The 18,637-nt window shown below is 40.1% G+C and carries 12 protein-coding genes and 2 pseudogenes; 2 read left to right on the top strand and 12 right to left on the bottom strand.

The features are described from left to right. Nucleotides 1-125, top strand: a pseudogene (locus tag B4237_RS00555) (hydroxymethylglutaryl-CoA lyase); the annotation flags it as partial. A gap of 96 nt (nucleotides 126-221) precedes the next feature. Here B4237_RS00555 and B4237_RS00550 read toward each other — a convergent pair. Further along, nucleotides 222-1,160, bottom strand: coding sequence for a LysR family transcriptional regulator (locus B4237_RS00550; protein WP_278595214.1), 939 nt, complete (start codon nucleotides 1,158-1,160; stop codon nucleotides 222-224). A gap of 202 nt (nucleotides 1,161-1,362) precedes the next feature. On the opposite strand from B4237_RS00550, the gene B4237_RS00545 reads away from it, so the two are divergent. Then, nucleotides 1,363-4,833, top strand: a complete 3,471-nt coding sequence (locus B4237_RS00545) for an indolepyruvate ferredoxin oxidoreductase family protein (RefSeq protein ID WP_286940776.1) — start codon at nucleotides 1,363-1,365, stop codon at nucleotides 4,831-4,833. Between the two features lie 222 nt (nucleotides 4,834-5,055). On the opposite strand, the pseudogene B4237_RS00540 reads toward B4237_RS00545, so the two are convergent. The 11 genes and pseudogenes from B4237_RS00540 to B4237_RS00490 form a co-directional block, all read right to left on the bottom strand. Further along, a pseudogene (locus B4237_RS00540) lies at nucleotides 5,056-5,247 on the bottom strand (hypothetical protein); the annotation flags it as partial. A 162-nt stretch (nucleotides 5,248-5,409) separates the two neighbouring features. Further along, nucleotides 5,410-6,204: an SDR family NAD(P)-dependent oxidoreductase gene (locus B4237_RS00535; protein ID WP_019384583.1), complete on the bottom strand. Its 795-nt coding sequence runs from the start codon at nucleotides 6,202-6,204 to the stop codon at nucleotides 5,410-5,412. Nucleotides 6,205-6,433: 229 nt separating this feature from the next. Beyond that, a complete protein-coding gene (locus B4237_RS00530; RefSeq protein ID WP_278595212.1) occupies nucleotides 6,434-8,635 on the bottom strand; it encodes an OsmC domain/YcaO domain-containing protein in 2,202 nt (733 codons plus the stop codon). Between the two features lie 281 nt (nucleotides 8,636-8,916). Then, nucleotides 8,917-9,474: a lipocalin family protein gene (locus tag B4237_RS00525; RefSeq protein ID WP_278595211.1), complete on the bottom strand. Its 558-nt coding sequence runs from the start codon at nucleotides 9,472-9,474 to the stop codon at nucleotides 8,917-8,919. Nucleotides 9,475-9,654: 180 nt separating this feature from the next. Continuing rightward, nucleotides 9,655-11,136 (bottom strand): amino acid permease, encoded by a 1,482-nt coding sequence (locus B4237_RS00520; protein WP_023013310.1) that lies wholly within the window; start codon nucleotides 11,134-11,136, stop codon nucleotides 9,655-9,657. A gap of 171 nt (nucleotides 11,137-11,307) precedes the next feature. Next, nucleotides 11,308-12,282 carry a succinylglutamate desuccinylase gene (gene astE, locus B4237_RS00515; protein WP_278595210.1) on the bottom strand — a complete coding sequence of 325 codons (975 nt, stop codon included), beginning with the start codon at nucleotides 12,280-12,282 and terminating at the stop codon, nucleotides 11,308-11,310. Between the two features lie 33 nt (nucleotides 12,283-12,315). Then, nucleotides 12,316-13,656, bottom strand: coding sequence for an N-succinylarginine dihydrolase (astB, locus tag B4237_RS00510; protein ID WP_278595209.1), 1,341 nt, complete (start codon nucleotides 13,654-13,656; stop codon nucleotides 12,316-12,318). 19 nt (nucleotides 13,657-13,675) lie between these two features. Beyond that, nucleotides 13,676-15,145: a succinylglutamate-semialdehyde dehydrogenase gene (gene astD, locus B4237_RS00505; protein ID WP_278595208.1), complete on the bottom strand. Its 1,470-nt coding sequence runs from the start codon at nucleotides 15,143-15,145 to the stop codon at nucleotides 13,676-13,678. Beyond that, nucleotides 15,145-16,188: an arginine N-succinyltransferase gene (gene astA, locus B4237_RS00500; protein WP_286940775.1), complete on the bottom strand. Its 1,044-nt coding sequence runs from the start codon at nucleotides 16,186-16,188 to the stop codon at nucleotides 15,145-15,147. Before astA ends, astD begins: the two co-directional genes overlap by 1 nt. 21 nt (nucleotides 16,189-16,209) lie before the next feature. Further along, nucleotides 16,210-17,415: an aspartate aminotransferase family protein gene (locus tag B4237_RS00495; protein WP_286940774.1), complete on the bottom strand. Its 1,206-nt coding sequence runs from the start codon at nucleotides 17,413-17,415 to the stop codon at nucleotides 16,210-16,212. A 74-nt stretch (nucleotides 17,416-17,489) separates the two neighbouring features. Beyond that, the coding region (locus tag B4237_RS00490) for a Glu/Leu/Phe/Val family dehydrogenase (protein WP_286940773.1) at nucleotides 17,490-18,637 on the bottom strand (1,148 nt) is incomplete at its 5' end.

Genomic DNA, 18,637 nt, shown 5'->3' with positions numbered 1-18,637 from the left:
TGGGTTTTGAAACAGGAATTGATTTAGAGAAATTGATGACAGCGAGTCAAAATATCAGCCAGATATTGGGTCGAAAAAGTCTATCTAATTATACAAATTCTTATCTACAGTCACGTTGCGCTTAATAAAGTGAAAATGACTTGATACATCTGGTTGGTTATCGGCTCACCAGATGTATTTCCTTTTTATTTTTTCCTTAAAGTATTGAGGTCGAGTTTTGATTATAAAAAATACTCTGTATCACTCTGAATTTTTGGAGAAATATGCTGCTCTACCCACGTTAACCATGCCCGTGTTTTGGCATCAATAAAATGTCGGGATGGTAATAAGGTATAAACACCAATATTTGGTGATCTCCAGTCAGATAATATACGGTGCAATCGTCCAGTACGAACAGCCTCTATGACTGCAAAAGTCGGCAGTAATGCAATGCCCATATCTTGTTGTACCATGTCGAGTAAAAGCTCAGGTGAATCTGCAATCAATGGCCCTGTAATATCAATTTGATAAGAGCAACTTTTTTCACTGACCAGATGCCATTGCGGTGTAATTGACGGATTCACTAGTCTGAGACACGCATGTTCTTGTAGATCATCCAATAATTTCGGTTCACCATATTTTTTTAAATATGCGGGAGAAGCACAAAGTACTGAAAAGATCGTCCCAATTTGGCGAGCAACAAATCTGGAATCAGCCAACGATTCCGCAAGATATAAACTGACGTCAATGCCTTTACCTAAAAGGTCTGGGACATTTTGCGAAGTTCGATATTCAACCGTAAGTTCTGGGTAGGTTTGACAAAACTCTGCCATCATTGGTGACACATAGTGATGGCCAAAGCTCGCCATACTCAAAACACGTAACTTTCCTTGAGGTTTGGTTGCCCTACCCATGGCTTGAGTTTCTGCTTCATCGACCATTGCAAGCACTTGACGACATTGCTCTGCATAAGTTGCACCAATATCGGTCAACGCGTGCTGTCTCGTTGTTCGTTGTAGTAGTTTTGTTCCTAAACGCCCTTCTAACTCGCTAATCAGTCGAGATACTTGCGCTGTAGTTAGTTCCATCTGCTCTGCGGCGGCTGTAAAGCTTCCACTATCAATGACTTTCAGAAAAGCATGCATTGCATGAAGTAGTCCACCATCAAGATTTTTGCGCATAACGTAAATATCTTTTGTTTAATTACGCATTGTTGCACCAGTCTGGATCAATCACAATGACATTAATGTACATACATTGAACAGTTCTACGGTTCTAAAAGAACTGATCAATCTTTTTCTAAGTATGTCATTTACTCCAAATATTCAACTGGAAGTTGAAAAAAGAAAGTAGCTCGAACTACAAAATTCTAAGGAGACATAAATGAATATAGCTACAAAATTTACTCCAAATAAGATTCCAACAAAGGATGTGTCACTTGAAGATAAATATCTAAGTGATGACGGTACTGCTTACATGACAGGTATTCAGGCATTGGTGCGTTTACCACTTGCACAAACACGTCGGGATACTTTAAACGGTTATCATACTGCTGGTTTTATTTCTGGTTATCGTGGTTCTCCTGTTGGAAATTATGATAATTTTCTCTGGCAAGTTGAAGGCATACTCAAAGACCACCATGTTGTTTTTCAACCGGGCGTAAATGAAGATCTAGCTGCTACTGCAATTTGGGGTACCCAACAAGCCAATCTCGCAGGTCAAGGTAAATATGATGGTGTGACCTCTTGGTGGTATGGCAAAGGCCCTGGTGTAGATCGTTCTGGAGATGTTCTACGTCATGCCAATCTTGCAGGCACGGCTGAACGTGGTGGTGTAGTCGCCTTTTTTGGTGATGATCATTCTTGTAAATCTTCGAGTATTCCCCACCAGTCAGAACATGTGATGATGGGTTGTGGTATTCCAATTTTTTACCCAACCTCAATTCAACAAATTCTTGATTTAGGTGCTCACGCAGTCGCAATGTCACGTTTTGCTGGTGTATGGACTTCAATGAAGTTGGTCAGTGAAATTGTTGAAACCTCTGCTTCTGTGCATGTTGATTTAGATCGCGTCACACCTGCTTTGCCTAAAAATGTTCAAATGCCTGAAGATGGTGTCAATATTCGATGGCCTGATCACGGCATTCAACAAGAAGAGCGTCTATATAAATATCGCTTACCCGCTGTATTGGCCTATGCCCGTGAAAATGAACTGAATCAGGTAACATGGCATTGTCCTAATGCGCGTATTGGCATTGCCGCAAGTGGTAAAGGTTATTTGGATACCATTGAAGCATTACGTATTTTAGGTATCGAAGTTGAAACGGCTCAGCAGCTTGGACTGCGAGTCTATCAAGTTGCTTTAATTTGGCCTTTAGAGCCTCACGGTCTGCGCGAATTTGCCGAAGGTTTAGAAGAATTAATTGTTGTAGAAGAAAAACGCCCGATTCTTGAATCACAAATTAAAGATGAACTCTACGCACTTCCAGATGACAAGCGTCCTCGCGTCATTGGTAAAGCATGCGATGGTAAAGGTGAATGGAGTACTTCTATTGATGAAGCCCCTTTAATTGGTCACTATGAATTCCAACCTGAACCTATTGCAAAAATGCTGGCGGCTCGCTTCTTAAAATTAGACATTCCAGAAGCTTTAAAAACGCAAATTCAAAATAGAGTTGAGCTACTACAAAAAGCCGAGCAAGAGTCACAACGTGTGCTTGATATTGCAGAGCGTAAACCTTTCTTTTGTAGTGGCTGTCCACACAATTCATCAACGGCATTACCTGAAGGAAGCCGTGCATTAGGTGGGATTGGTTGTCATTTTATTGCTGTGTCACTTGATCGCGGTACTGAAACTTTCTCACAAATGGGTGGCGAAGGTGTGAGTTGGGCTGGTGCTTCTCATTTTACCAATGAAAAGCATATTTTTGCCAATCTAGGTGATGGAACTTATTTTCATTCAGGCTATCTTGCAATACGCCAAGCGATCGCTGCAAAACTCAATATTACCTACAAAATTCTTTATAACGATGCTGTTGCAATGACGGGTGGTCAACATGTCGATGGACATCTCAGCGTGGCACAGTTAACTCGACAACTTGATGCTGAAGGCATTAAAAAACAAGTCATTGTCACTGATGAGCCTGAGTTGATTCATGAAGAAGAAGGTATCGCCCCTCACGTAGAGATTTACCACAGAAATGAACTGGATGATGTACAACGCAAATTACGCGACATTTCAGGTGTGACGGCTTTAATTTATGTTCAAACCTGTGCCAGTGAAAAACGTCGTCGCCGTAAACGTAATGCTTATCCTGATGTAGCAGAGCGTGTCTTTATCAATAGTGAGATTTGTGAAGGTTGTGGTGACTGCTCTAAGCAATCGAACTGTTTATCTATCGAGCCTGTAGAAACAGCATTAGGTACTAAACGGCAAATTAATCAAAGTAGTTGTAACAAAGACTTTTCTTGTGTTGAAGGTTTCTGTCCAAGTTTCGTGACTGTGCATACTCGTGACATGAAACGACCAGAAATATTTCAAGGAATTGAAGCTGGCTGGCCAGAAAAGCCAATCATTCCTGGACTTGATCAACAACCTATTCGGATTATGGTCGGTGGTGTTGGTGGTACAGGTGTCGTAACCGCAGGTGCTCTGCTTGGTATGGCAGCTCACTTGGAAGGTAAAGCTTCGCGTATTATGGATATGGCAGGACTTGCTCAGAAAGGTGGTACGGTCTATTCATATGTACAACTCGCTACAGACGATGATCAAATCTCGGCAACTAAAATTCCTGCTGGTCAATGTGATGTTTTAATCGGTGCAGATGCAATTGTAGCAGGAAGTAATGCAGCACTGTCTCGTTTAAAATCGGATGCTATGGTCATCGTCAATGAAGATGGTTCCCCTACTTCGGATTTTCTAGAGTCTCGTGATTGGTATGCACCAATTTCTGATTTGATTAACCGACTACGTGGCCGAACTACACAAGGAAAACTGATCTCTTTACGTGCAACAAGTATTGCTACACAAGTATTAGGCGATGCGATTTTTGCCAATCAAATTCTACTTGGCATGGCTTGGCAATCAGGTCAAATTCCTTTGAAACGTGAAAGTATTGAAAAAGCAATTCATTTAAATGGTACAGCCGCTGAGAAAAATCTTGAAGCGTTCCGTATTGGTTGCCACCTAATTAGTGAACCTGATTTGGCAAAACGCATTATTGCAACGATTCCTACAACTGCTAAACCAACGACTTTAGCCGAACTGATTGAAGATCGTTCTACACGCTTGGTTGAATATTGGAATCAAGATTATGCAACGCAGTATCGGACACTTGTGGAACATGCAGCCAAAGTATTGCCAGAAGAATTAACAGGAATAATTGCGACGCAACTCTATAGAGTGATGGCTTATAAAGATGAATACGAGGTAGCGCGTTTACTTACAGGAAAAAGTTTTAAACAATCAATTGAGTCGCAGTTTGGTAAAGGTTTACGTTTGACTTATCACCTTGCACCACCTGCTTTGGGTGCACATGATAAGGTACGAAAACGCGCTTTTGGATACTGGATGCGTATTCCAATGATGATTCTTGCTCGTCTACAATGGCTCAGAGAAACTTTCCTTGATCCATTTGCTTTACAGCTAGAACGTCAAAGGGAACATGCTTGGCGTGATCGTTATATCGCATTTGTAAAAACGATTAGTTCAGCCCCTGAAAATTATGATTTATCCATAGCTGAACAAATTGCTAAATTACCTGCCGATGTACGTGGATTTGGTCATGTCAAAATGCAATCGATGGAAACTGCAATACAAAGTTGGGATGAACTTTCATTGAGTCTTCGTAAATAGCATTAATAAAGGCAATTGAAACGCTAATCTCAACTTTGAATGGGTTTAAAACCACAGAATCTCCCCCTAAATCCCTCTTTGATAAAGGGGGACTCATCCTAAAATTTTAAGAGTCATTGAATTTGTGATATTCCTGCCGTTTTAAATGGAGATTGGGATAGATTTTAAAATATATCTATTTGATTTATATTTATCTATTAGTGATCTGACAAGATATGCCAATTACTTACTATTCAATGCTTCGATAACGGCTTCAGCAGTGATGCGTGCCGAAAATGGATTTTGTCCCGTAATCAGATTACCGTCTCGAACAACATTTGGTGCAAATGGAATTAATTTTTTCTCATAATGTGCACCGCGCTCTTTTGATATTTGCTCAGCATTGTAGGGCACTTTCTTTGCTACACCCGCCAATTTAAATCATTTGATCTTGAGGACGCACATCTAGCACATGAATTTCTGACTCACGGTGAACATGTCGGCAAGTTGGTTCTGATTGTGAAAAAATAAAATAGCAAAGGATTTCTACTTTAGGCTTAGGAATCCTTTTTTAAAATATGGAAGACACTTTGTATGTTATAGCTTCTTCTCTAAACGCCGATCCATTAACTTAAATAAAGGACGAGTTAGATTCATGACGGTATTTGGTGCAGTGTTCAATAACGCATTGGCAATTGCCCCGCTTGTACTGGTCACTCGATAGGGTTTATCTTGTACCGCTTTGACTAACCAACCAGCTGCTGTCTCTGTATCCAACATACGCATATGTTTATAAATATTCGTTTTAGAAGACATCGGGGTTCTCACCATCGGAAAATACACGATACTTACATTAATTCCTTGATCTCCTAGCTCCATTTTTAATGATCGCGAAAATGATTCAAGTGCAGATTTACTGGCTAAGTAAGCTGAAAATAATGGAATCGGGACTTGTGTAGACATGGTGGATACATTGATGACATGTCCATGACCATTGGCTAAAAAATGTGGCAACAGTGCTAAAGTTAGACGTACTGCTGCAAAATAGTTTATTTGCATGGTGCGTTCATAATCATGCAGTCTGTCTAATGCTTCCATGATTGGTCGGCGAATTGACCGAGCTGCATTATTAATTAGAACATCAACGGTTTTATGTTCACTCAGGATTTTTTCTATACACTGTTGAGCATCATTATCTTTAGTAATATCAACAGGATAAATACAAGCTTGACCACCCTGTTGCTGAATAGTGTTTTGTACACGCTCTAACTCATCACTACGACGCGCAACGATGCAAACTTTAGCGCCTAAGGATGCAAGCTGAATAGCTGCTTGTTCTCCTATTCCACTCGATCCCCCTGTCAGTATGATTGTTTTTCCATTTAAGTTCATATCACCTTCCTATGATCAGTAGAAATATTGATCTATGATGTTTATCATCAAATGCTTTATTTTATAGATGTATTTTTGTTTGATTTTGACCCAATAGCATGCATTTTATCGCCGCTTAGATTAAATAAATGTATATAGGCTGTGCTGTTAAAATTTTAAAAAGTATTCATTTTCTTTGAGGCATAAAAAAAGTGCACTATAGAGATGCACTTTTTTATAAAATTATTTATTAAGCTACAGCAACTGCTTTAGCTCTTGCAGCATGTAGTTTCTTATAGCTTTCGATTAAGCGTAAGTGGCGATCCAGTCCTTCAAGTTTCATACTTGTAGGTGTTAAACCATAGAATCGAACATTGCCTTCAACTGAACCCACAACTGCATCCATACGTTCTTGACCGAACATACGACGGAAATTCACATCGTAGTCTTCCAGTTCCATTTCATCATCTAAGACAATTTCAAGTACCACATTCATGCATTGATAGAACAAACCACGTTCTACAGTGTTAGTGTTGTACTGTAAGAATTGCTCAACAAGGTCTTTTGCTTCTTCAAATTGTTGCAAAGCTAGATAAATGAGAAGTTTAAGTTCTAGGAGAGTAAGCTGTCCCCACACGGTATTGTCATCAAACTCGATTCCAATCAGTGTGGTGATTTCTGTATAGTCATCTAGTTCACATTCTTCTAAGCGTTCAACAAGTGCTTCTAATTGAGAGTTGTCTAGTCGGTGAATATTAAGAATATCTTCGCGGAAAGCCAAGGCTTTGTTGGTATTATCCCAAATTAAATCTTCAACCAAATAAATTTCAGAATAATCTGGTACTAAGATACGGCAAGCAGTTGCACCTAAATGCTCATAGACTGCCATATAAACTTCTTTGCCCATTTCTTCTAAAATGCCAAATAGTTCAGCAGCTTCATCTGCATTTGAATTTTCACCGTCATTGGTGAAATCCCACTCGACAAAATCATAGTCAGATTTTGCACTGAAGAAACGCCAAGACACCAAGCCGCTCGAATCAATAAAGTGTTCCACAAAATTATTCGGTTCGGTCACTGCTTCACTTTGGAAGGTTGGCTGTGGTAAGTCATTGAGACCTTCAAAACTACGCCCTTGTAATAACTCTGTCAGACTGCGTTCTAAAGCGACCTCAAAACTTGGATGCGCACCAAATGAAGCAAATACCCCGCCAGTACGTGGGTTCATTAAGGTCACACACATCACTGGGAATTGACCACCTAAAGATGCATCTTTCACGAGGACTGGAAAACCTTGTTCCTCTAAACCTTTGATGCCTGCAACAATACTTGGGTATTGTGCTAAAACATCTTCAGGTACATCAGGTAATGCAATCTCACCTTCAATAATTTCACGCTTAACAGCACGCTCAAAAATTTCAGATAAACATTGCACTTGAGCTTCAGCTAGAGTATTACCTGCACTCATCCCATTACTGAGATATAAGTTTTCGATCAAATTCGATGGAAAATAAACTACTTCTTGATCTGATTGACGAACAAAAGGTAGTGAACAAATACCGCGCTCGGTATTGCCTGAGTTCGTGTCGTAGAGATGTGTACCTAGTAATTCATCTTCAGGATCATAGATTTCTAAGCAATATTCATCCAAGATTTCTTTCGGTAACTCACCATTTCGACCCGGCTTAAACCATTTTTCATCTGGATAATGCACAAAGTCAGCATTTGCAATTTCCTCACCCCAAAATTGATCGTTGTAAAAGAAATTACAATTCAAACGCTCGATAAATTCACCGAGCGCTGATGCGAGTGCGCTTTCTTTGGTTGAGCCTTTACCATTGGTAAAACACATAGGTGATTGAGCGTCACGAATATGCAGCGACCATACGTTAGGTACGATATTGCGCCATGATGCGATTTCAATTTTCATGCCTAAGCCAGCCAAAATACCTGACATATTAGCAATCGTTTCTTCAAGTGGCAGATCTTTACCTTGAATAAAGGTACTATTTTCAGATGTCAGGCTTGGCATTAATAATGCCTGAGCATCAGCATCAATACTTTCTACTTCTTCAATAACAAATTCAGGGCCAGTTTGAATCACTTTCTTTACAGTACAGCGATCAATCGAACGTAAAATCCCTTGACGATCTTTTTCTGAAATATCAGCTGGAAGTTCAACCTGAATTTTAAAAATTTGCTTATAGCGATTTTCAGGATCAACAATATTGTTTTGAGATAAGCGAATATTATCCGTTGGAATATCACGCGCGGCACAATAGACTTTGACAAAGTAAGCAGCACAGAGGGCTGATGAAGCCAAGAAATAATCAAATGGACCGGGTGCTGAGCCATCCCCTTTATAGCGAATAGGTTGATCGGCGATCACTGTAAAATCGTCGAATTTGGCTTCTTGTCGAAGGTTGTCGAGGTAATTAACCTTGATTTCCATGCTTGCACCTAAATGGGTCTGATGTGAAGATTACACAAGAGATTGAAAAATATTGATAAAAAGTCGAATTATGGATGTAGAATTGACTTAAATGAACGATGTTGGTCGTGCAATGAACTCACTGTACAACTGAAACTCGAATGGATGACGGTATTATAGTGTGATTTTGTTGAATTGATAACTTTTGTCTGTTCTTCCAGCTTATTTATGAACAATTCATAAATTAAAAATGATTAGCATTAAAAATGCCAGATGCAAATTTTCGCATCTGACAATAATCATTATTGGCTCGTATGTGGCGTTTTAATCAGTTCAGATAAGTCATAGCCTTGTTGTTTTGCAGTTTCGAGATAGGATTGATAAGTTGCTTCGTCAATTGTTGGTGTTCTTGAAAGTAGCCACAAATATTTATTTGATGGCCCACCAACCAACGCAACTTTATAGTCTGGATCAACTCTGAGTACCCAATAGTCCCCTTTAGTAAAAGGAATCCAGCGTAGTGCTTTTGGCATAAAACTTACTTTTAATTTACTCATGCCTGCATTGTCTGGATAAGCGATTCCAACGGATTGATCCATTTGATCTGATTTATTACGACAGCTATTGATAACTTGGATTGTATTATTCGCATTCAATGAATATTTTGCAGTGGTATCACTCACGCATTGACGCTGAAAATACATAGGTAAATGTGCAATTTCATACCATTTCCCTGCATATTGTTTAATATCAATTTTATCGACTGCAGTGGGCTTAGCTGTATCAGCCAAAGCTGGCACACTCAATGCCGCGAGAGAAATTGATAATACTGCGCTACTGCATAACACTTTAATGTTCATTTAATCCTCATTCTTATTAATACAATACTTTTCAACTATAAAAAGTCTAACGTGAATAAAATGTGAGAATGTAAATGTATACGTTTTAAAGCATATTTTTACTTATAGAGATAATATTAAAAGAATTAAAAACAAAAAAAAGTTGAAGATTAACTTCAACTTTTCGTGTCAGTTTAAAATTTAAACTTCTTTGTTTTTGTAAAAAATAGCGTAACTTACATAACATGCGATCATAAATAAGATACAGCAGACAAAACCAACTTGCATCGAAGGATCAGTCACCATACTAATACAGGTGATCACACAGAATACGCCACCTAAGATGGGGGTTAGTGGGAATAATGGTGCAGCAAATTTAAGATCTTTGACTGTTTTACCTGATTTAATCCACTGTCTGCGGAAATTAAACTGAGATACGCAGATCGAAATCCAAACAACAACCATCGTGAATGCAGCAACACCTAACAAGTTTTTGAAAATTGTTTCTGGAGCAAAATGTTCAGACAATAGGCCCGGAATCGCACCAAACATTGTGACAATGATTGCAACAATAGGTGTGCCTGAACGAGTCAGTTTTGAGAATACTTTTGGTAATTGTTTTTTTGCAGACAAAGACCACATCATGCGTGATGCTGCAAATAAACCTGAGTTTGCTGCTGACAATAACGCCGTAATGATAACAAACCGAATAATGTCTTCGGCATAAGGAATACCAATATAGTTAAATACGGTTACGAATGGACTGTTACTTACTGAGTTTGCATTTAAGCCTGCCATTTCATACGGTAGTAATGCACAAATCACCACAATTGTACCCACGAAGAAAATCAACAAACGCCAAATCGCTGCGTTGATTGCTTTTGGAACAGTTTTCGCAGGATTCTCTGCTTCACCTGCTGCAACACCAATTAACTCTGTACCTGAAAATGCAAAGTTTACAATTAACATCGTTGCAAAAATGGGGAAGATGCCATTTGGGAACCAACCATGTTCAGTCAATTTACTGAATAAAGGTGCAGATTCGTGACCGTGATATGGGATAAAGCCAAAAATTGCAGCTAAACCAAGTGCAATAAAGCAAATAATCGTCAGTACTTTAACCAAAGAAAGCCAAAACTCAGACTCCGCAAAGAACCGTGTTGAACTGACATTGAGCGTAAAGACCAAACCGGCAAATACTAATGTCCATGTCCACATGGAAATTGAAGGAAACCATTCCTGCATCAATAGAGCAGCAGCAGTAAATTCCGTACCAAGAGTCGCCGTCCAAGTTAGCCAATATAGCCATGTAATCATATAGCCAGTTCCTGGGCCAATATAAGTACGCGCATATTCACCAAAAGAACCCGAAACTGGCATCTGTACTGCCAACTCCCCCAAGCACAACATCACCATGTAGGCAATTACACCACCAAGTAGATACGATAAAATTGCACCTACAGGGCCTGCTTGAGAAATTACATCTCCTGAACCGAGAAATAAACCTGTTCCGATCGCGCCACCAAGTGAAATCATAACCAAATGACGTTTGGTCATGGCACGTTTCAATGGCTTACCAACTTCTATTTCTGAGGTAGAAATAGTATTTGAGCTACCTTGGGATACATATTGCTCACTCAAGCATTCACCTGAGAGAAATGTCTTGTCATTATTGTTGCTCATTCACGATCACTCCAACGATATTTTTATGACAACCTGTCCTTGCTGTTTCACTTTCATAAAAAAATTAATATCTATACATAGATACTTTTTTGCATTTTATTTTTTACTGAATATCCATATTCAAACTCCATCTATCCTTGAAAGATTCAACCGATCGTTTTGGCTGTTCTCTTATTCAATTTCTTTTAAAACTAATCCAGCTCTTAACCCGATTTTGACCTTTGGGTTTGGAAACAGAATCCAAACCTGAGTATCTTGAGCCGTATAATCACCTATTGTTTGTGTAGCAATGACCTCACCTTTCTGAAAAGTTGAAAAGTTAGGTGCATCTGCGCTTAATTTGAGTTGAAAATCTTCACTTTGTTTTAAGATTGAATCTGCAACCTTAAATTGACGAATTTTGGGTTTTTTCCGTTGAGGCAAAGCTTGCTCAGAAATGACAGCACGTAAAACTTGATCAATATCTGCAAATTCTGAGAGATCATTTTGACCAAAAGCTTTTGCTTTGCCCAATTCCAAGGTGCTGCTTTCAGCGTGCAACATTTCACTGCTAAAATGGGTAAATGTTTTCCCTACTGCATTGTGATACACCAATGCATCTAAATTTGCAGCTTTCAGACTTTCAATTAAGAAGTCATCATAAGCGCGAGTTTGGTAAGGAAATAATGCAAATACGGGTAATAAAGAGGCTCGAATTGCGGTATGTAAATCATAGTGATAACGTTGTGCGTCTTTATCACTTTGCTCAAAAAATTGTGCTGTGACTTGTTCTAATTGTGCTGCACGTAGCGTTTCTTGATCTTGTACTAAAGTTTTATACGCTCCGCAGAACATACGATTCATATCATTTTCAAGATAGCGAATATCTTGTCGAATGGCTGAAGGATTACCTAAGACGAAAAGGATACGTGTAGACAAAGCTAAGCGTTCTGCAAAGAGATCTTTAATAATATTTGCGAGTAATTCAATCGGTGCAGTTTCATTGCCATGAATACCGGCAGAAAGTACGACGGTTTTTCTATAATGTGCTTTTGGCGTACATTGCAATAGCCCTTCACCTAGCCATTGCCACATAAAGCCAGCCATTTCACCATGATTATGCTTAGGCGCTTGTTGTTCTAACGTCAACGTTAATAGATCAACCATGTACTTTCATCCTTAAAAGCAGTTGTTTGGTACTTATCTTTGGAAGTGATAAACCGAACCTAAAGCTAAAATTTTGGTGAGTTCATCAAGTGCTGTACGACTCTCAATGAGTAAGTTTGGATCAGCTAAATCATCTTGAGAAAGCTCATCACGATAATGTTGTTCCACCCACTGATTTAAGGTTTTGAATAAATCATCATTCATAAATAAGTTTGGATTGACCGCAGCAAGTTCAGCATCATTGACTGCAACCCGTAAGCGTAAACAAGCAGGCCCACCACCATTTCGCATACTTTCACGCAGATCAAAAACCTTGATGTCATCAATTGGTGTCCCCATTTGAATCATATCGTTCAAATAGCTCCACACAGCTTGGTTTTGACGAGATTCTTCAGGCACAACGATGCTCATACCACCATCAGTACGCGTCAAAATTTGGCTATTGAATAAGTATGTTGAGACAGCATCTTCAACACTTACTCTGTTTTCTGGCACTTCGATTGAAATAAACTCTTGCTCAATGCCAGCCATTTTTTGACGAATTTCATTTAATGCATCAGCTTGATTTAAGAAAGCTTGCTGATGATGAAATAAAACTTGTTGGTTGCTGACTGCAATCACATCGTTATGAAAAACGCCCTTATCAATCACATCAGGATTTTGCTGAATAAATGCTGTACGTTTTGCATCTAAACGATGTAAACGTGCAACAGCTTCACTCGCTTCACGTGTTTGACGTGCAGGGAATTTCTGTGGCGCAACCTTGCCGCCAAGCTGTTGTTGACCGTAAACAAAAACTTGTATACCCGCTTGATCGTATGCACCACCTAAACGGTTATGGTTTGCTGCACCTTCATCACCAAACAGTGCTGCTTCAGGCAATGCTTCATGATGCGCGAAATATACATCATTATTGAACATCGCTTGAAGGATACGGGTTGTCGTATGATGCTCAATTGATCGATGGAACTTATTATTTAAGTTTGCGGCGGTAAAATGTACACGCCCATCCGCACTATCAGCTGATGGCGAAACCGTACACGAGTTTGCTGTCCACATAGATGACGCAGAACTGAGCGATGACAACAATGCTGGAGCAGTACGCATTGCTTGTACAATTACATCAATATCACTGCCCGTAAAACCTAAACGACGTAATGTTGGTACATGAGGTCGTTCTTGCGGAGCAAATACCCCTTGTTTGAGTCCAAGATCAGCAAGTGCTTTCATTTTCATGAGGCCTTGTTTTGCTGCTAATCGTGGATTCGAAGTGTTATTTCGGTTTTTCGTTGATGCAACATTACCAAAAGATAAGCCTGCATAATGATGCGTAGGGCCAACTAAACCATCAAAATTAATTTCAAAACCTGACATTTTTTTCTCTCCAACCGATTTACAGCACGATGCCTGGTGATAGTTTTGCAGGTAAGCTCACGCTATCACTTTCCAGTGAAGCCATTGGCCATGCACTATAATCAGCGGCATAAAATGCACTGGCACGATGATTACCCGACGCACCAACACCACCAAATGGTGCTGCACTTGATGCACCTGTGAGTGGCTTATTCCAGTTCACAATGCCTGCGCGTGCTTCAATCAGAACACGATCAAACAGATCTCGATCAGGTGAAACTAAACCAACTGCTAAACCAAAACGTGTGTTATTGGCAATGTTGAGTGCCTCATCAAAATCGTGGTAACGATAAATTGTGGTTAAAGGTCCAAAATATTCTTCGTCAGGAATATCCGTCATTTGGCTGACTTCTAAAATCCCTGCGGTCAGCAAAGAACTCTCCGCTTGAGGACGTGTCATTTCGAGTAAAGGTTTCGCACCTAATTCAATCAATTTGCGTTGAGCAATTAGCATTTGTTCTGCTGCATGAGATGAAATCACACCACCCATAAATGGTTGCGGATCTGCATTCCATTTACCAATCACGAGGTTTTTAGCAACTTCTATAAAACGTTGAATGAAGGCATCCCCATTGGCGCCATGTTTTACGATAATACGACGTGCACAGGTACAACGCTGTCCTGCTGAGACAAATGCAGATTGGATTGCAATATTTACCACTGCATCAATATCAGTTGCTTCATCGATAATGAGTGCGTTATTTCCACCCATTTCTAAAGCAAGAATCTTCTCTGGTGCACCTGCCATTTGCTTATGTAAGTGATAACCCGTATTAGCACTGCCTGTGAAAAGTAAACCATCAATTTGCTCTGCTGTTGCCAGTGCTTCTCCAGTGCTACGGCCACCTTGAACAATGTTGAGTACGCCATTTGGCAGACCTGCTTGTTGCCATAATTTTGCCGTTTCTTCTGCAGTCCAAGGCGTTAATTCACTTGGTTTGAATACAATGGTATTGCCAGCAATTAGTGCGGGTACGATATGACCATTGGGTAGATGACCTGGAAAGTTATAAGGGCCAAATACAGCAAGCACACCATGAGGACGATGACGTAAAGAAGCAACTCCATCAGGCATTTCTGTTTTACTGAAGCCTGTCCGCTGATGATAAGCTCGAATTGAAATTGCGATTTTGCCAATCATCGCTTGAACTTCCGTTAAAGTTTCCCAGAACGGCTTTGAGGTTTCTTGGCTAATGACTTCTGCCAATTGACTTTTATTTTGCTCAAGTAATGCCGCAAAACGTTCAATAATAGTGATACGATCTTCTAAATCTAAACGTGCCCATGCTGGAAATGCTTGGCGTGCAACTAAGCAAGCATGATCTACATCAGTTTTGCTCGCTTCATGACCTGACCAAATCGTTTGATTGGTCACAGGATTTGTTTTGGTAAACGCAGTACCTTGTCCTTGTACCCACGCACCATTGATTAATAATGCACCTTGTGACATTAGTGATTCTCCATTTTTTCTAATGCTAAAACTCGGACTTCATCGCCCTCAGCAACTTTGAGTGCTTGAGCTTGTTCTGCTGTGATCATCAAATTATCGTTATCTTGCAACTTGTTATTGATGAGCAGGACGCAATAATCTTGGTATTCATCATTTGCAACTAAGTATTGAACTTCTGCGCGTTCAATCTGTTCTGCAATGTTGACTTTCAATAGTCGACTTTCTTTTACTGCACGAAGATCGGCTGTGTTTGCTTCTAAGGTTGGACCTGCATCAAAAATATCGACATAGCCTTGATACTTCAGACCTTCTGACATCAGCACTTTCGCCGCAGGTTTGGTCTGAGGATGAACCTCTGCAATCACGGCCCTTGCCTCATTGGGTAGCAAATCGACGTACAATGGAAATCTCGGCATTAATTCAGCAATGAACGCTTTTTGTCCTACGCCACTGAGATAATCCGCAGCCGCAAAATCCATATTAAAAAAATGATTGCCTAGTGCATCCCAGAATGGCGAAAAGCCATTTGCGTCTGAGAATCCACGCATTTCTGCGATCAGCCTTTCTTCAAAATATTGACGAAAAGCAGCGATAAATAAGAAACGTACTTTAGACAGAAGTTTTCCGTTTTGATTCACACGATATTCAGGATCGAGGAACAAGGTACATAGTTCGCTACAACCCGTATGATCATTACTCAGATATAACGTGTCTAAAGTTTTATATACGTCCAATGCTTTTGACGCATGTACTTGTTTTGCAATTCGGAAGTTATAGAAAGGCTCTCTTAAACCAACTGCAACTTCGATTGCACTGACTCCAACAATTTTTTGAGCTGTGGTATCTTCAAGTACAAATAAATAACTTGCATCTTCTTTCTCAGCTAGCCCAGCCAATGTATTGGCTGTACGAGTAATACGTTCAGCTAAAATTTCTTTGTTTTGTGGAAGAGAGGTCAAGCCGATGCCTGACTCTCCTGCTCTTTGCGCTAAACGATAAATATCATCTAAGTCCCGATGCGCGGCATGTCTAACAATCATCATGGTTAGATGCTCACAACAGATTTAGAAACGTGCTAATGCACGAGCAAAACGCGTTAAACCTTCATCAATATCCTTTTGTGGAATGATAAGTGAAGGCGTAAAACGAACAACATCACCACCAGCGACAAGTGCTAATAGCCCTTCCTCACCTGCTAATGTCACGATATTTTTTGCTTTGCCTGCATGTTCATCTTTTAGTACGCAACCAATCAATAAACCTTGCCCACGGATTTCTTTAAATAAACCGTATTCAGCATTCAATTTATTTAATGCATCAACGAAATATTGGTGACGCTGCTTGACGCCATCCAAAACTTCAGGAGTATTAATAAATTCAAATACCGCACCCGCGACTGCACAAGCCAATGGATTACCACCATAGGTCGTGCCATGATCACCAACAACATACATGTTTGCGTATTTATCAGTAGTAATCATTGCACCGATAGGAAAACCACCACCTAGTGCTTTTGCTGTGGTTAAAATATCAGGGGTTACACCTGTTTTCATGTAGGCATAAAGTGAGCCTGTACGACCAACACCCGTTTGTACTTCATCAAAAATCAGTACAGCACCTTTTTCATCACACAGCGCACGTAGACCTTTTAAGAATTCGATATCAGCAGGTAGAACACCGCCTTCACCTTGGATTGGCTCTACGATAACCGCGCAAGTTTCATCTGTAATGACAGCTTTTGCAGCTTCTAAATCATTGAATGCTGTATGCTCAATGCCACCTGGTAATGGTGCAAAATCTTGTGAATATTTAGGTTGTCCGCCAGCAGTTACTGTAAATAAGGTACGACCGTGGAATGCATTTTTAAATGCAACAATATGATTCTTGTGAGGATTGCCGCTGAGTAAGCCAACTTTACGCGCAAGTTTTAATGCTGCTTCGTTTGCTTCTGCACCTGAGTTACAGAAAAAGACTTTATCCGCGAACGTGTTTTCAACTAATTGTTTTGCAAGGCGTAACACTGGTTCATTGGTATAACCATTACCAATATGCCAAAGTTTTTGCGCTTGTTCTGTTAATGCATTTACTGCAACAGGATGTGCATGACCTAAAGCGTTAACTGCAATTCCACCTGCAAAATCGATATATTCTTTATCGTCTTGATCCCAAATACGAGAACCTTCGCCACGAACTAAAATGAAATTTGCTGGAGCAAAAACTGGAACCATCCAATCATTAAAGTTGCTACGTGTAATTGCTACATCACTCATTTTATTTACTCACTTCCTGTTTTGATATTCAGGCTTGCTGAATGTTCAACAAGCCATGTTTTGAAATTTGGAAATTATCCTGGGAAAATACCGCGTTCTTTACGTGCTTTTAAAATACGCTCACAGGCCAAGATGTAGGCTGCTGTACGCAAGCTGCATTCCTTCTGTGCTGCGGTATTCCAAACATCCGCAATGGCTTGGATCATCAACTTATCGAGACGTTCGTTGATTTCGTCTTCGCTCCAGAAGTAGCTCGCCATATCTTGAACCCATTCAAAATAACTTACGGTTACACCACCAGCGTTACAGATCACGTCAGGTACAACCGTAATGTCACGGCTTACGAAAACATCATCAGCTTCTGGATAAGTTGGACCATTTGCACCTTCAAGTACGATTTTGGCTTTTAGGTTTTTCGCACGCTCAACTGTAATCTGACCTTCCAATGCTGCTGGGATGAGGATATCCATGTCGATTGTCCAGAACTCTTCGTCTGAAATAACCGTTGCATTTTCAAAGCCCATTACACCGCCGTGTTCAGCAACATATTTTTGTAATGCTTTAACGTTAAGACCTTCAGCATTAAAGATTGTGCCTGTATGGTCTTGCACAGCTACGATCTTTGCGCCAGCATGGTTAAATAGGTATGCAGCTTCATTACCAACGTTACCGAAACCTTGAACAGCAACTTTACTGCCTTCAACGGGTAATTTGATGCGTTCTGCAACTTGCATACCTGTAACAAATACACCGCGACCCGTCGCACGAACACGACCAAGTGAACCACCGAGATGAACAGGTTTACCAGTTACAACACCAGTTACGGTATGGCCTTTGATGCTTGAATAAGTGTCCATCATCCAGCCCATGATGTTTGGATTTGTACCAACATCAGGCGCAGGAATATCAATTTGTGGACCAATGATTGAACTGATTTCACTGGTGAAACGACGTGTCAAACGTTCTAATTCACGTGGCGAAAGTTCTTTAGGATTTACGCGAATACCGCCTTTAGCACCGCCAAAAGGTAGATTCAAAACTGCAGTTTTAATCGTCATCCAAGCTGACAAAGCCATCACTTCGTTGAGTTCAACATCTTGGTGATAGCGAATACCGCCTTTACCTGGACCACGTGATAGGTTGTGTTGAACACGGTATCCTTCAAAGTGGCGAATTGTTCCGTCGTCCATAACAATTGGTACATCGACGATCAATGTACGCT

This window comes from Acinetobacter sp. UBA6526, assembly GCF_002434875.1.
Lineage (GTDB): Bacteria > Pseudomonadota > Gammaproteobacteria > Pseudomonadales > Moraxellaceae > Acinetobacter > Acinetobacter venetianus.
The sequence above is the reverse complement of the archived record's forward strand: the minus strand, read 5'-3'. Positions and strand labels throughout refer to the sequence as shown.